The 13,971-nt window shown below is 61.7% G+C and carries 12 protein-coding genes and 1 pseudogene; 7 read left to right on the forward strand and 6 right to left on the reverse strand.

Annotation, left to right across the window (positions count from 1 at the left end):
* The first annotated feature begins 37 nt into the window (after positions 1 to 37).
* Together RGV33_RS05815 and RGV33_RS05820 are read left to right on the forward strand one after the other, a co-directional pair.
* On the forward strand, positions 38 to 769 hold the full coding sequence (locus RGV33_RS05815; RefSeq protein ID WP_010169994.1) for a response regulator: 732 nt from the start codon (positions 38 to 40) through the stop codon (positions 767 to 769).
* On the forward strand, positions 759 to 2,228 hold the full coding sequence (locus tag RGV33_RS05820) for an ATP-binding protein (protein ID WP_322143459.1): 1,470 nt from the start codon (positions 759 to 761) through the stop codon (positions 2,226 to 2,228). Before RGV33_RS05815 ends, RGV33_RS05820 begins: the two co-directional genes overlap by 11 nt.
* 153 nt (positions 2,229 to 2,381) lie before the next feature.
* Here the strand turns inward: RGV33_RS05820 and RGV33_RS05825 are convergent, their stop codons facing one another.
* The gene (locus RGV33_RS05825) at positions 2,382 to 3,311 is read right to left on the reverse strand and encodes an AraC family transcriptional regulator (RefSeq protein WP_322143460.1); all 930 of its coding nucleotides are present in this window, start codon (positions 3,309 to 3,311) and stop codon (positions 2,382 to 2,384) included.
* Between the two features lie 326 nt (positions 3,312 to 3,637).
* Between RGV33_RS05825 and RGV33_RS05830 the strand changes: the two genes are divergently transcribed.
* Positions 3,638 to 3,979, forward strand: a complete 342-nt coding sequence (locus RGV33_RS05830; RefSeq protein ID WP_322143461.1) for an antibiotic biosynthesis monooxygenase family protein — start codon at positions 3,638 to 3,640, stop codon at positions 3,977 to 3,979.
* Positions 3,980 to 4,022: 43 nt separating this feature from the next.
* Positions 4,023 to 4,271, forward strand: a complete 249-nt coding sequence (locus tag RGV33_RS05835) for a hypothetical protein (protein ID WP_322143462.1) — start codon at positions 4,023 to 4,025, stop codon at positions 4,269 to 4,271.
* 61 nt (positions 4,272 to 4,332) lie between these two features.
* Here the strand turns inward: RGV33_RS05835 and RGV33_RS05840 are convergent, their stop codons facing one another.
* Positions 4,333 to 4,965 (reverse strand): flavin reductase family protein, encoded by a 633-nt coding sequence (locus tag RGV33_RS05840; RefSeq protein WP_322143463.1) that lies wholly within the window; start codon positions 4,963 to 4,965, stop codon positions 4,333 to 4,335.
* 222 nt (positions 4,966 to 5,187) lie between these two features.
* Here RGV33_RS05840 and RGV33_RS05845 point away from each other — a divergent pair.
* Positions 5,188 to 5,430: pseudogene (locus tag RGV33_RS05845) on the forward strand (hypothetical protein); the annotation flags it as partial.
* Between the two features lie 63 nt (positions 5,431 to 5,493).
* Here RGV33_RS05845 and RGV33_RS05850 read toward each other — a convergent pair.
* The 4 genes from RGV33_RS05850 to RGV33_RS05865 all read right to left on the reverse strand — a co-directional run bounded on the left by RGV33_RS05850 (position 5,494) and on the right by RGV33_RS05865 (position 11,908).
* On the reverse strand, positions 5,494 to 6,813 hold the full coding sequence (locus RGV33_RS05850) for an MFS transporter (protein WP_322143464.1): 1,320 nt from the start codon (positions 6,811 to 6,813) through the stop codon (positions 5,494 to 5,496).
* Positions 6,814 to 7,098: 285 nt separating this feature from the next.
* Positions 7,099 to 8,424, reverse strand: a complete 1,326-nt coding sequence (locus RGV33_RS05855; RefSeq protein WP_322143465.1) for a sigma-54 dependent transcriptional regulator — start codon at positions 8,422 to 8,424, stop codon at positions 7,099 to 7,101.
* Positions 8,418 to 10,184 (reverse strand): ATP-binding protein, encoded by a 1,767-nt coding sequence (locus RGV33_RS05860; RefSeq protein WP_322143466.1) that lies wholly within the window; start codon positions 10,182 to 10,184, stop codon positions 8,418 to 8,420. The genes RGV33_RS05855 and RGV33_RS05860 overlap by 7 nt, the downstream gene beginning before the upstream one ends.
* Before the next feature lie 200 nt (positions 10,185 to 10,384).
* A complete protein-coding gene (locus RGV33_RS05865; protein ID WP_167664434.1) occupies positions 10,385 to 11,908 on the reverse strand; it encodes a fumarate hydratase in 1,524 nt (507 codons plus the stop codon).
* Positions 11,909 to 12,125: 217 nt separating this feature from the next.
* Between RGV33_RS05865 and RGV33_RS05870 the strand changes: the two genes are divergently transcribed.
* Together RGV33_RS05870 and RGV33_RS05875 are read left to right on the forward strand one after the other, a co-directional pair.
* On the forward strand, positions 12,126 to 13,058 hold the full coding sequence (locus RGV33_RS05870; protein WP_322143467.1) for an iron-sulfur-binding ferredoxin reductase: 933 nt from the start codon (positions 12,126 to 12,128) through the stop codon (positions 13,056 to 13,058).
* 30 nt (positions 13,059 to 13,088) lie between these two features.
* Positions 13,089 to 13,838: an enoyl-CoA hydratase-related protein gene (locus RGV33_RS05875; RefSeq protein ID WP_322143468.1), complete on the forward strand. Its 750-nt coding sequence runs from the start codon at positions 13,089 to 13,091 to the stop codon at positions 13,836 to 13,838.
* Positions 13,839 to 13,971: the final 133 nt, after the last annotated feature.

Genomic DNA, 13,971 nt, shown 5'->3' on the forward strand with positions numbered 1-13,971 from the left:
TTAAGCCCGTCCCATCCCTAACAACAAGGACGACCCCGTGAGCGTAATCAGTAAATCCATTCTCCTGGTCGACGACGACCAGGAAATCCGCGAATTGCTGCAAACCTACCTCAGCCGCGCCGGTTTCCAGGTGCGCGGTGTGCCGGATGGCGCGGGGTTCCGCCAGGCGATGAACGAAGCGCCGTGCGACCTGGTGATCCTTGATGTGATGCTGCCGGACGAAGACGGCTTCAGCCTTTGCCGCTGGATCCGCCAGCACCCGCGCCAGGCGCAGGTGCCGATCATCATGCTCACCGCCAGTTCCGACGAGGCCGACCGCGTGATCGGCCTGGAACTGGGCGCCGACGATTACATCGGCAAACCCTTCAGCCCGCGCGAGCTGCAGGCGCGGGTCAAGGCGCTGCTGCGCCGCGCCCAGTTTGGCCAGGAGCGCAGCGGTGGCGAGGTGCTGGTGTTTGGCGAGTGGCGCCTGGACATGGTCAGCCACCGGCTGTTCCACGTCGACGGCGAGGAAGTGATTCTCTCCGGTGCCGACTTTGCCCTGCTGAAACTGTTCCTTGACCATCCCCAGCAAATCCTCGACCGCGACACCATCGGCAACGCCACCCGTGGCCGCGACCTGATGCCGCTGGACCGGATTGTCGACATGGCCGTCAGCCGCTTGCGCCAACGCCTGCGCGACACCGAAAAACCACCCCGGCTGATCCGCACCGTGCGCGGCAGTGGCTATCAATTGGCAGCCAGCGTGGTTGCCGGCAATGCCCACTGAGCGCCTGCGTGAACTGCGCCGGCGGGTCCCGGTGCCGCGCTCGTTGCTGGGGCGGATGTTACTGCTGACCCTGTTGGCCGTGCTGTTCGCCCAAGCGTTGTCCAGCGTGATCTGGGTGTCGCAACTGCGCGCCACCCAGCTCGAAGGCCTGGTGACGGCGGCTCGCAGCCTGGCGCATTCGATGACCGCCAGCGTGAGTTATTTCCGTTCGTTGCCCGTGGCCTTTCGGCCGCTGGTGCTGGACCAATTGCGCAGCATGGGCGGCACCCGGTTTGTGGTGACCCTCAACGACAAGCCGTTGGACATGGCGGTGTTGCCGGAAACCCCGCGCAAGCACGCGGTGCTCGGCGCCGTCGAGGAAGTGCTGCGCCAGACCCTGGGCAGCGATGTGCATGTGTCGGTGGAATTCGTCAGTGCCGAAGACCTGCGTATTTTCAATGCCGGCTTGAAACTCGATGAATTGCCGCGTTCCTGGGCGCATTACGCGCTGACCCTGGAGCCGGTCAACCCACCGGTGCTGGTGACCCAGATCCAACTGGCGCAGGGCGAATGGCTGTACATCGCGTCCTTGTTGCCCGAGCCTTATACCAGCCTCGAAGAGCAAGGCCTGCCCTACCAGCAGGTGTGGTTCATCGTGCTCACCAGCGGCTTCCTGTTGCTGTTTATCGGCCTGTTGGTGCACTGGCAAAGCCGTCCGCTCAAGCGCCTGGCACGCGCCGCACGGGACATGTCCCTGGGCGCCGACGTGGAGCCGGTGGCCGAAGGCGGCGGCAGCGAAGTGGTGGAAGTGGGCCGGGCCTTTAATGCGATGCGCGAACGCATCAGCCGTTACCTGACTGAACGCAGCCAGTTGTTCAGTGCGATTTCCCACGATTTGCGCACGCCCATCACACGCTTGCGGTTGCGGGTGGAATTGCTGGAGGACGAAAACCTGCAAATCAAATTCGGTCGCGACCTGGATGAACTGGAGTTGCTGGTCAAAGGCGCGCTGCAGTGCGTCAAAGACACCGATATCCACGAAAACATCGAGCCGGTGGACCTCAACCACGTACTCGACTGCCTGGTAGAGCCCTACCTGGCGCCCAACGGCAACGGGCGTGTGACCCAGCATGGCCGCGCGCTAACGACGTATCCGGGCAAGCCGCTGGCACTCAAGCGTTGCATTGGCAACCTGATCGACAACGCATTGAAGTACGGGCAGAACGCGCATTTGCATATCGAAGACGACGGTGCGCAGTTCATCCTCCATGTCGACGACGAAGGCCCGGGCGTGCCGGAACAGCGCTTGGAGCAAGTCTTCGAACCGCACTTCCGCCTGGCCGGGCAGCAGCAGGGTTATGGCCTGGGCCTGGGTATTGCCCGCAACATTGCCCACAGCCATGGCGGTGAAGTGAGTTTGCAGAATTTGCGCGAGGGTGGTTTGCGGGTGACCTTGCAACTACCCCGCGGCCTGGATTAGCGGCCACCCATACTGGAAGTGATTGAGTGCTTGTGGTGAGGGAGCTTGCTCCCGCTGGGGCGCGAAGCGGCCCCAAAAGATGGGACTGCTGCGCAGTCCAGCGGGAGCAAGCTCCCTCACTACATGGGGTAGTGCCCGGCGTTATAACCGCGGCTAGACGCTCTGGCGCAACCTGGCCAGATCCCGCAAGGGCGGCGCACCAAACAGCCGGCTGTATTCGCGACTGAACTGCGAGGCGCTTTCATAGCCCACCCGATACCCCGCCGCCGAGGCTTCCAGGCCCTCGGAGATCATCAATCGCCGGGCCTCCTGCAAGCGCAGTTGCTTCTGGTATTGCAATGGGCTCATGGCGGTCATCGCCTTGAAACGGTGGTGCAGGGTCGAGACGCTGAGGTTTACTTCCTTGGCCAGGTCATCAATGCGCAGCGGCTGTTCGTAGTTGCCGTTCAACCAACTGATCGCCTGGCTGACCCGATGGCTCTGACTATTGGCGACGGCGATTTCATACAGCCGATAACCCTGCGGGCCACGCAACATGCGATAGAGGATTTCGCGATTGATCAACGGCGCCAGCATCGCGATGTCTTTCGGTGTGTCCAACAATCGGGTCAGGCGCAGCACGGCGTCGAGCAGTTGGGTGTCCAGTCGGTCGACATACATCCCGCGGGACGTCGGGCGTGTGGGCACGCCCATGGGGCCGGCTTCGGCAATCAGTGCGGTGATCTGTGCCGGGTCGATATTCACCCGAATCGACAGGTTGGGATCTTCCGGCGTTGCGTCAAGGATGCGCCCGGCCACCGGCATCGAGACCGAGAACACCAGGTAATTGAGCGGGTCGTAGGCGAATACTTCGTCTGCCAGGCGCACTTCCTTGCGGCCCTGGGCGAGGATGCACAGGGCAGGCTCCACCAGCACCGGCATGAAGTCGCGCGGGGTGTTATGGCGGTTGAGGTACAGCGAAGTGATCGCCGTACCGTAGGAACCATCCTCCCATGTGTGCCGGCGCACGATGCCGGCGAGTTCTGCGCGCTGCTTTTCCATATCGGCGTCGAGGGGCGTGGGGCAAAGTTCGGGCGACGACATGGCATATCCTCTGGTGCTTTGACGATGGGCACAGCTTAAAGGTGGCTTTGCAAAAAGCGGTACTTCGATTCTGCACAATCCTTGCCTGATCCTGCGAAAAAATGCGAATCAGGCAAGCCGGCGGCTGTCATCCGCCTGAAATACGGCGGTCATGCCGGGAATAAAATCCGCAGGCCGATTGTTATACCTACGCATCTCGCAGGATTGTGCAATAAGCCGGCAGGAATAGACTAACTGCATCCATGCCCGCGCCAGTATCTTTGATCCTGTGGCAACACGCCCTCACAGTGCTTGCCGAGCATCACTTCTCAACGGGAGAGTCGAACATGTCCACCCCCATTCCCGCGAGCCATATGGCCTTTATCCGTGCCCGTACCGGGTGCAGCACCGAACTGGGTGCACGCTTGAGCAGTTTGATCGAACCGGGCCGCCAGGCACAGGGTTGCCTGCAATTTTCGTTGCAGCATTCCCTGGCCGACCCGGATGTGTGGTTGGTCTCGGGCTTCTGGAGCAGCGAGCAGGCGATGAGTGCCTACTTCAACTCGCCGGCGCTGATGGTCTTCACCGAGCTGTTGAATGACATGGTGGTCCGCAGCATGGACTTCCAGACCTTTACCGACGCCTCGGCGGCAAACGCCTATGGCGAGTACCTGCAACTGGCGGGCTAGTGCTTTAGAATGGCCGCCTTTCCCATTGGCCAGGACCTGCAACATGGCACGTAAAGAGTTTGCCCAACACGAAGCCGTTTCCGCCTTGGTGCGTGAAGATGAGGGTGGCTATAGCGCCGCCATCGCCGTGAAGGCGCTGGATGGCATGGGCGCACCGCGCTTTCACAAGATCCTCGATGGCCAGACCTTCAAGACCGCTGATGACGCCGATGATGCGGCGGCGCTGCAACTTGAGTGCTTGGTCCATATAGACGAAGACGGTCAACTCACTTGGGCAACTGCCGCTAACTAAGAAACCGCCGATCCAACTGTGGGAGCGGGCAAGTCCGCTCCCACATTTTTTTGCATGCCAATCAGCGTTGCGCGGCGCCGGGGCGGTACATTTTGAACAGCGCCTCTGGCCCCAACTGAAAATAATCCGCCGGGCCGCCTCCACGCAGGATCGGCTCGGCGGCAGCGGTGTCGTACACGCCGTCCTTCAGTAGCCACTTGGCAATATGCACCGCAACCACCTCGCCGAGCACCAGCCAGGTTGGCACCAACTCCTTGTCGGCTCGCTGCAGCTGAATGATCTGCGTCACTTTGCACTCGAACGACACCGGGCTTTCACCCACACGCGGCACGGCGACCACCTTTGAAGCCACCGGGGTCAAGCCGGACAATTCAAACTCGTTGACCTCGGGCGATACCGGCGCGCAACTCTGGTTCATCTGCTCGGCCAGCGGGCGGGTGGCCAGGTTCCACACGAATTCGCCGGTCTGTTCGATGTTGTTCAGGCTGTCTTTGCGCCCGACACTGGAAAACCCAATGATCGGCGGAATGTAGTTAAACGCATTGAAAAAACTATAGGGCGCCAGATTCAGTCGGCCCTGGCTGTCGTGGGACGAAATCCAGCCAATCGGGCGCGGGCCGACGATGGCATTGAACGGGTCGTGGGGCAGGCCGTGGCCGTTGGCGGGTTCGTAGAAATGGATATCGTCGGACATGGCCGGGGTTCCTGTTGCGCGGTTCGGGAGGGCATCATAGTGCAATCCAGCGCAGCGGATTTCTATCATCTGGATGGAATTTTCATACAGCCCCCACCTATTTTTCACAGCTCCCGGTTCAGTCTGCGCGCCAGGTCGACACCCCCTATACGTCGACCGATTGAAAGACTGAGCCTTTGGAGCCTTCTGCACAATGAACAAACTTCCTCAGATCACCCTGGCGTGTTGCTTAAATACTTCACGCGGATTTCGTCGGTGCTGCTGTTCTGGGTCGCGTTTGTACTGACCCGGCCATTCGGCGCAACCTTGGGTGACTTCCTGATCAAACCCCATGAAAAGGGCGGGCTGGACTTTGGCACCATCGGCTCGTCGGCGGTATTGGCGGCGGTGCTGGTAGTGATGATTGCCGGGGCGGCGTATGCCCAGCGCCGGTATGGGCGCCAGGCGGCTGCCGAGCTGTCTTGAGGCTGAATGAAAAAGGGGCCATGTCAGTCAATGACATGGCCCCTTTTTTACAGCTGCCGAACCTTAGTCCGTGGTGATCCGCGAATGCTTGCGGGTGTCCTTCATGGTCACATACACCACCAGCGACACCGCAATACACGCGGTGACGTACCAGTAGTAACCGGTTTCCATGCCGATGCTCTTGAACCACAGCGCGATGTACTCGGCGGTACCGCCGAAGATCGACACCGTCAGCGCATACGGCAGGCCTACGCCCAGCGCGCGGATTTCAGTCGGGAACAGTTCGGCTTTCACCACCGCGTTGATCGAGGTGTAGCCACTGACGATGATCAGCGCCGCCATGATCAGGAAGAACGCGCCCCACCAGCTTTGGATGGTGTGCAGGGTGGTGAGGATGGGCACGGTGAACAGCGTGCCGAGGATGCCGAAGGCAATCAGGATCGGCCGGCGCCCAACCTTGTCCGACAGCCCGCCAACGATGGGTTGCAGGCACATGAACAGAAACAACGTCGCAGCCGAAATGGTGGTGGAGTCGGAGATGCTCATGCCGACGGTATTCACCAGGTATTTCTGCATGTAGGTGGTGTAGGTGTAGAACGCCAGCGTACCGCCCATGGTCAGGCCGACCACGGTCATCAGTTCCTTGGGGTGGCGCATCAAGGTGCGCATTGCGCTTTCCTTGGCCTTTTCTTTTTTGGTGAACGACTCGGTTTCTTCCATGCCGCGACGCAGGTACAGCGCCACTACCGCACACAGGGCGCCGATGGCGAACGGGATACGCCAGCCCCACGCGTACAGCTCTTCGGTGGTCAGGAAGTTCTGCAGGATGATCAGTACGCCCAGCGCGATGAGCTGGCCGGAGATCAGGGTCACATACTGGAAGCTGGAGAAGAAACCGCGACGTTCCTTGGTCGCCATTTCACTCAGGTAAGTGGCCGAGGTGCCGTATTCGCCACCCACCGACAAACCTTGCAGCAAGCGCGCGAACACCAGCAAAATCGGTGCGCCGATACCGATGGTTTCATAACCCGGGCTCAGGGCAATCAGCAGCGAGCCAAAGCACATCACGTACACGGAAGCCATCAAGGCTTTTTTGCGACCGACCTTGTCGGCGTACAGGCCCATCAGCCAGCCACCGATCGGGCGCATCAGGAAACCCACGGCGAAGATCGCGGCGGTGTTCAGGAGTTGGGCAGTAGTGTCGCCTTTCGGGAAAAAGGTCTTGGCGAAATACAGCGAGAAAGCCGCGTAGACGTACCAGTCGTACCACTCGACCATGTTGCCGATTGATCCGCTGAAGATCGACTTGATACGACTGGAGGTGGTGCGTTCTTTTGCCGGCGCAGCCGCCGAACCCAGAGGCAGGGAGTTGGAGTTATCCATTTAAGGATCCTTCATCTAATTGTTTTTGTGGAGCGCGCGCGAGCGCAGCCTGGCTGGGCTGTAGCAGGAGCTGTGCCAAGCGGATGAAGGCCCGGTCTAGAAGGGTTTGCGGAAATTTTTGAGCGGAAAATCGCTGATGAATCAAAGGGGGTGAGCGGAAATCCGCTTATGGCTGCGGGCCTCATCGCAGGCAAGCCAGCTCCCACCTTTGAATGTATTCACAAATCAAAAGGTGGGAGCTGGCTTGCCTGCGATGGCGCCCTACCAGGCGATACAAGAACCGGTTTAGAGGAACGTGTCCCGCGCCAGACCATGGCGCTGCATTTTTTCATTGAAGGTGCGCCGGGGCAGTTGCAACTCGGCCAGCACCGCCTTGATATCGCCTTTGTGCCGGGTCAGCGCGGCTTTCAGGCAATGGGCTTCAAATGCTTCTTGCTGCGCGGCCAACGATTGCCCGGCTTCGATGCCTTCCGGCTCCGGTTCAGCCAGCCCCAGCACCTGGCGTTCGGCGACGTTGGCCAGCTCCCGCACATTGCCCGGCCAGTCATGGTTGAGCAGGCGCCCCAGCGCGGGCCCGCTCAACGGCGCGAAGGCGCGGCCCAGGCGCTCGGCGGCACTTTGTGCAAAGTGCTCGAACAGCAGCGGAATGTCTTCCCGGCGTTCGCGCAGCGGTGGCAGGCGCAGTTGCGCGACGGTCAGGCGGTAGGCCAGATCCTCGCGAAAACGCCCAGCCCGGGCTTCGTCCAGCAGGTCGGGCTTGGTGGCGGCGATGATCCGCAAGTCCACCTTGATGCTTTGATTGGAGCCCAGCCGTTCCAGCTTTTGCTCCTGCAACACCCGCAGCAACTTCACTTGCTGGGCAAGGGGCATGCTTTCGATTTCATCGAGAAACAGCGTGCCACCGTCGGCATACTCCAGCTTGCCGATGCGCTTGCCCTGGGCGCCGGTAAACGCGCCACTTTCATGGCCGAACAACTCAGCTTCAAACAGCTGCTCGGGAATCGCCGCGCAGTTCAGCGCCACAAACGGCTTCTTCGCCCGAGGGCCAAAATCATGCAGGCAACGGGCGACCAATTCCTTGCCACTGCCGGTTTCGCCGCGAATCAGCACGTTGACCGGCAGGCCCGCCAGGTCCAGTACTTGCTTGCGTAGATTCTGCAATCCACGGGACACCCCCAACAGGCTCGATTCCAGTTGAGCCCGGTGATCAGCCTGTTGATGCAGGCGGCGGTTTTCCAACACCAGCCTGCGCTTGTCCAGCGCCCGGCGCAGGCTGGTGAGCAGGGCTTCGGGGCTGAAGGGTTTTTCGAGGAAGTCGTAGGCGCCATCACGCATGGCTTCGACAGCCATCGGCACATCGCCGTGGCCGGTGAGCAAAATCACCGGCAGGTCGGCGTCGCGCCGCTGCACTTCGGCAAGCAACTCCAGGCCGCTGAGGCCGGGCATGCGTACGTCACTCAGGATCACCCCGGGAAAGTCCCTGGGCAATTGCGCCAGGCATTCCTCGGCCCGGCTGAACAACTGCACCTCAAAGCCTGAGAGGTTCAGCCACTGCTCGACAGCCGTACGAATGCTGGCTTCGTCATCGACCACAATCACCGCGTTCAACATAGGTCTGGTGTCTCCAGGGCGATGGGCAAGGTCAGGGTAAAGATCGCCCCGTCGCCTTGATTGCCGGCGCTCAGGCGGCCGCCCAGTTCATGCACGATAGCGTACGACACGGCGAGCCCCAGGCCGAGCCCGTCACCCACCGGTTTGGTGGTGAAGAACGGGTCGAATACGCTGTTGAGGTTTTCGTCGGCGATCCCTCCACCGCTGTCGCTGACCGTCAGGCACCACAGTTGTTGATCGGCGTGCAGGCGGATTTCCAGGCGTTTGCGAGGCTTGTCGGCCATGGCATCGAGGGCGTTGCGCAGCAGGTTGATCAGCACTTGTTCCAGGCGGATCGCGTCACCGCGTACCCACGCTGGGCGGGTCAAATCGAGGACGGTGCCGATGGCTTCGTCCCGCAGGCGTGCGTCCAGCAGGTGCAGGGACTGGTCCACCACCGTCGCCAGGTCGAGGCGTTCGCGCAGGCCGCTGGGGCTTTTGCGGGCGAAGGTCTTGAGGTGGCCGGTGAGGGCGGCCATGCGCGTGAGCATGTCGTCCAGCGGCGTCAGGGCTTTGTAGGCATCGTCCACCCGGCCGTGATCCAGCAGCAGGCGCAGGGTTGCCAATTGCATGCGTTGGGCGGTCAGCGGTTGGTTGATTTCGTGGGCGAGGGCGGCAGACATCTGCCCCAGTGCCGCCAGCTTGGCAGACTGTACCAAGCCATCCTGGGCGGTGCGCAGGGCACGGGTGCGTTCTTCCACCAGTTGTTCGAGTTCTTCACGGCTGCGCTGGCGCAGGCGGGCCAGGCGCCAGCGCTGAGTCAGGAACAGCACCAAAAACACCAGCGCCAACCACGAACCAGCGGCGGCGAGGCCGGCATTGCGTTGGTCTTCAAAGGCAACCTGGGGCTTGCGCAACAGGTGCAAGGTCCAGCCTTCGGCCTTCAGCGGCAGCGATTCCCAAATGTAGTTGGCCTTGCCGTCGGGGCCGTCAACGCGCATCAGGTGGCTGTTGTCGTCAAAGCGCTGCAGGGCTTCAGCGTCCAGCGGCAGCAGTTGTTTCTTGTCGTATTGGCGAGTGGCCTTGAGTTCGGCGTGGTCACTGTCGGACAACGGGCGCAGGGCGCGGTAGCGCCAGCCCGGCTGGTTGGCGATGAAGACAATGCCTCGCGCATCGCTGACCAGCAGCAGGTCATTGCCCTGGGCCCATTCGCGCTCCAGCTCCGGGAATTCCAGCTTGACCACCATGGCGCCGAGGAACTGTTCGTTCTCGCCCACTACCGCGCTGGAGAGGAAATACCCCGGAATACCGGTGGTCACGCCCACCGCATAAAAACGCCCGGTGCCCTGGCTCAGTGTCTGGCTGAAATAGGGGCGAAACGCGTAGTTGTGCCCCACATAACTGCTGGGCAGGTTCCAGTTGCTGGCGGCCACGGCCAGGCCGTTGCGGTCCATCAATTCCAGTGTGGAAGATTGTGCGGCACCGTTGATGCGCTCCAGTTTGCGGTTGAGCAAATCCTGGGTGGCAGCGTCCAGCGGGCCTTTGAGTGCGTTGATCATTTCCGAGTCCAGGGCCAGCACGGCGGGCAGGGCGCGGTAACGTTCGATCAGGGTGTGCAGGGAGTTGCCGTAGAGCATGAGTTGCTGATTGGCGCGTGCGGCGTCATCCACCAGGGCCAGGCGTTCGGCATGCCGGGTGGCCAGGGCGGCAGCCAGCACCGCGCCGGCAATAATCAGCAGGGAGTAGAAGGTCAAACGCAACGGGCGGGGAATCGCGATCATACGAAGATGAACAGTGCAATTAGGGGCGAGCACCATAGCATGGTGGCGAGGGAGCTTGCTCCCGCTGGGGCGCGTAGCGGCCCCAAAAAAAATGGGAGCGCTGCACACCCCAGCGGGAGCAAGCTCCCTCGCCACATTGAGAGGTGTCCAGCACAAAAAAGGCGACCTTACAGGTCGCCTTTATCCTTGCGGGGAAATGCTTACTGCACTTCTACCGCCAGGCTCTCACTGATCCTTTTCTGCCAGATGGCAGGACCTGTGATGTGTACCGACTCGCCCTTGCTATCCACCGCAACGGTGACCGGCATGTCTTTCACGTCGAACTCGTAGATCGCTTCCATACCCAGCTCGGCAAACGCCACCACGCGGGATTTCTTGATGGCCTGGGCCACCAGGTACGCCGCGCCGCCTACTGCCATCAAGTAAACAGCCTTGTGGTCCTTGATCGCTTCGATCGCGGTGGGGCCGCGCTCGGATTTGCCGATCATGCCCAACAGGCCGGTTTGCTCGAGGATCTGGCGGGTGAACTTGTCCATCCGCGTGGCAGTGGTCGGGCCGGCTGGGCCAACCACTTCTTCGCGCACCGGATCAACCGGGCCCACGTAGTAGATGAAGCGACCCTTGAGGTCCACCGGCAGGGTTTCACCCTTGTTCAGCATCTCGACCATGCGCTTGTGCGCGGCGTCGCGGCCGGTGAGCATCTTGCCGTTGAGCAACACGGTTTCGCCTGGCTTCCAGCTTTGCACGTCTTCCGGGGTCAGGGTGTCGAGGTTGACGCGACGGGCCGACGGGCCGGCTTCCCAGACGATTTCCGGGTAGGCGTCCAGCGGTGGCGCTTCCAGCGATGCCGGGCCCGAGCCGTCGAGCACGAAGTGCGCGTGACGGGTGGCGGCGCAGTTGGGGATCATGCACACCGGCAGCGAGGCGGCGTGGGTCGGATAATCCATGATTTTTACGTCGAGCACGGTGGTCAGGCCACCCAGGCCCTGGGCGCCGATGCCCAGCTGGTTGACCTTCTCGAACAGCTCCAGGCGCATCTCTTCGATACGGTTGGACGGGCCGCGCTTTTTCAGCTCGTGGATGTCGATGGATTCCATCAACACTTCCTTGGCCATCACCGCAGCTTTCTCGGCGGTGCCGCCGATGCCGATGCCCAGCATGCCCGGTGGGCACCAGCCGGCGCCCATGGTCGGAACGGTCTTGAGCACCCAGTCGACGATCGAGTCGGACGGGTTGAGCATGGCCATTTTCGACTTGTTCTCGGAGCCACCGCCTTTGGCGGCCACGTCCACTTCCACGGTGTTGCCCGGGACGATGGAGTAGTGGATCACGGCCGGGGTGTTGTCCTTGGTGTTTTTACGCGCACCAGCCGGGTCGGCGAGGATCGAAGCCCGCAGGACGTTTTCCGGCAGGTTGTAGGCCTGGCGCACGCCTTGGTTGATCATGTCGTCCAGGCTCATGGTGGCGCCATCCCAGCGCACGTCCATGCCCACGCGTACGAATACGGTGACGATCCCGGTGTCCTGGCAGATCGGGCGGTGGCCGGTGGCACACATGCGCGAGTTGATCAGGATCTGGGCCATGGAGTCACGGGCCGCTGGCGATTCTTCGCGCAGGTAGGCTTCGTGCATCGCCTGGATGAAGTCAACGGGGTGGTAGTAGGAAATGAATTGCAGGGCGTCGGCAACGCTCTGAATCAGGTCGTCTTGCTTGATCACGGTCATGAGTCGCGCTCCTCTATAAGGGAACATTCAATAAAGGTGCCTTCAGTAGGGTGAATCGGTCGGCTGAAGGCACCTTTCCAAGGCACGCCGTGTGGTGCTGGCGCGACGCTAAAAAGGCGCGGCAGTATAACCCGCCACGGTGGCCGATACACCCGACTATGGTCAAACTCTGCCGGGCGTGATTCCCTGTAGCTGCCTTTTTGATTCGAGACCCTTGATGCCTGAACTTCACGTCGGCGAACGCCACTGGTCGGTAGCCGCCGGCAGCAACCTGCTGGATGCCCTGAACCTGGCGGGCGTTGCCGTGCCTTACAGTTGCCGCGCCGGTAGTTGCCATGCCTGTCTGGTGCGTTGCCGGGGTGATATTCAGGACAACCAGCCAGATGCCCTGAGCCCGACACAACGCCAGGACGGCTGGCGCCTGGCCTGCCAGTGCCAGGTCTCGGGTGATGTGCAGGTCGAGGCATTTGACCCGCAGCGTGACGGGTTGCCGGCGACAGTCTCGAGCGTTGATTGGCTGAACCCGAGCGTATTGCGCCTGCGGCTGCAACCCGAACGCGGCTTGCGTTACCGGGCGGGACAGCATCTGGTGCTGTGGGCGGGGAGTATCGCGCGGCCTTACTCATTGGCCAGCTTGCCCCTGGAAGATCCGTTTCTGGAGTTTCACATCGACTGCCGCCTGCCTGGCGAATTCAGCGATGCCGCCCGCCAGCTCAAGGCCGGTGACAGCCTGCGCCTGGGCGAACTGCGGGGCGGCGCGTTGCAGTACGACCCCGACTGGCAATCCCGGCCGCTGTGGCTGCTGGCCTCGGGCACCGGGCTTGGACCGTTGTGGGGCGTATTGCGCGAGGCCTTGCGCCAGGATCATCAGGGCGCCATCCGGGTCATTCACCTGGCCCATGACGCTGGCGGTCATTATCTGGCCGAGCCGTTGGCGCAGCTGGCTGCAGCGCATCCGAACCTGACCGTCGAGCTTTGGACGGCGGCCGGGTCGACCGAAGCTTTGGCGCAACTGCGGCTTGTTTCGCGGCAAACTCTGGCCTTACTCTGCGGGCACCCGGCCAGCGTCGAGGCCTTTTCCAAGCGCCTGTTCCTGGCCGGACTGCCGCGCAATCAACTGCTGGCCGATGTGTTCCTGCCCCGTGGTTGAGCGCTGAATTTTCCAGCCGCGAGATTTGCCATGACTGACGCCATCCTGCAGCAACGCGAATGCGGGTTGCTGACCCTGCAGCTCAATCGCCCGGACAAGAAAAACGCCCTGACCCGCGCCATGTACAGCCAACTGGCCGAGGCGCTGGAGCAAGCCGACGCCGACACCAGCGTCAATGCCGTGTTGATCCAGGGCAGCAGTGAGTGCTTCACCGCCGGTAATGATATTGCCGACTTCCTTGAACAACCGCCCGCTGACCTCGACAGCCCGGTGTTTCATTTCATGCGCAGTTTGCTCAATTGCCGCAAGCCGGTGATTGCGGCGGTGGCGGGTGTGGCGGTGGGTATTGGCACCACATTGCTACTGCATTGCGACTTGGTGTACATCAGCCGGGATGCGCGGTTGCGCATGCCGTTCGTCAACCTGGGGCTGTGCCCGGAGTTTGGTTCCAGCTTGATCCTGCCGCGATTGTTGGGGCATGCCAAGGCGGCGGAGTTGTTGCTGCTGGGTGAAGGCTTTACCGGCGAGCAGGCTGCCGCGTGGGGCATTGCCACTGAAGCGTTGGGCAGTGGCGAGTCCGCCTTGGCCAAGGCGCGGGAAGTCGCGGCACGGTTCGAAACCCTGTCGCCGAGCGCGGTGCAGGTCAGCAAGCATTTGATGAAAAGCGTCGATCGCGAGCAATTGCGCAAGGTGATCGAGGAGGAGGGGGCGTTGTTTACCCAGAGGTTGAAGTCGCCGGAGGCGATTGCGGCGTTGTCGGCTTTTATCGCCAGGCGATGAAGCTGTGTTGTGGGAGCGGGCGCCATCGCAGGCAAGCCAGCTCCCACAGTTGACCGAGTTGAGTTGAAGAAACGCGATTAACTGTGGGAGCTGGCTTGCCTGCGATGAGGCCCTGATAGCCAATGGAATATCC

This window comes from Pseudomonas sp. Bout1, from assembly GCF_034314165.1.
GTDB lineage: Bacteria > Pseudomonadota > Gammaproteobacteria > Pseudomonadales > Pseudomonadaceae > Aquipseudomonas.

Bases quoted from the DNA above. Each gene is read 5' to 3' on its own strand.
- RGV33_RS05820 (WP_322143459.1), top strand. From the start codon at position 759: ATGCCCACTGAGCGCCTGCGTGAACTGCGCCGGCGGGTCCCGGTGCCG.
- RGV33_RS05825 (WP_322143460.1), bottom strand. From the start codon at position 3,311: ATGTCGTCGCCCGAACTTTGCCCCACGCCCCTCGACGCCGATATGGAA.
- RGV33_RS05830 (WP_322143461.1), top strand. From the start codon at position 3,638: ATGTCCACCCCCATTCCCGCGAGCCATATGGCCTTTATCCGTGCCCGT.
- RGV33_RS05835 (WP_322143462.1), top strand. From the start codon at position 4,023: ATGGCACGTAAAGAGTTTGCCCAACACGAAGCCGTTTCCGCCTTGGTG.
- RGV33_RS05840 (WP_322143463.1), bottom strand. From the start codon at position 4,965: ATGTCCGACGATATCCATTTCTACGAACCCGCCAACGGCCACGGCCTG.
- RGV33_RS05850 (WP_322143464.1), bottom strand. From the start codon at position 6,813: ATGGATAACTCCAACTCCCTGCCTCTGGGTTCGGCGGCTGCGCCGGCA.
- RGV33_RS05855 (WP_322143465.1), bottom strand. From the start codon at position 8,424: ATGTTGAACGCGGTGATTGTGGTCGATGACGAAGCCAGCATTCGTACG.
- RGV33_RS05860 (WP_322143466.1), bottom strand. From the start codon at position 10,184: ATGATCGCGATTCCCCGCCCGTTGCGTTTGACCTTCTACTCCCTGCTG.
- RGV33_RS05865 (WP_167664434.1), bottom strand. From the start codon at position 11,908: ATGACCGTGATCAAGCAAGACGACCTGATTCAGAGCGTTGCCGACGCC.
- RGV33_RS05870 (WP_322143467.1), top strand. From the start codon at position 12,126: ATGCCTGAACTTCACGTCGGCGAACGCCACTGGTCGGTAGCCGCCGGC.
- RGV33_RS05875 (WP_322143468.1), top strand. From the start codon at position 13,089: ATGACTGACGCCATCCTGCAGCAACGCGAATGCGGGTTGCTGACCCTG.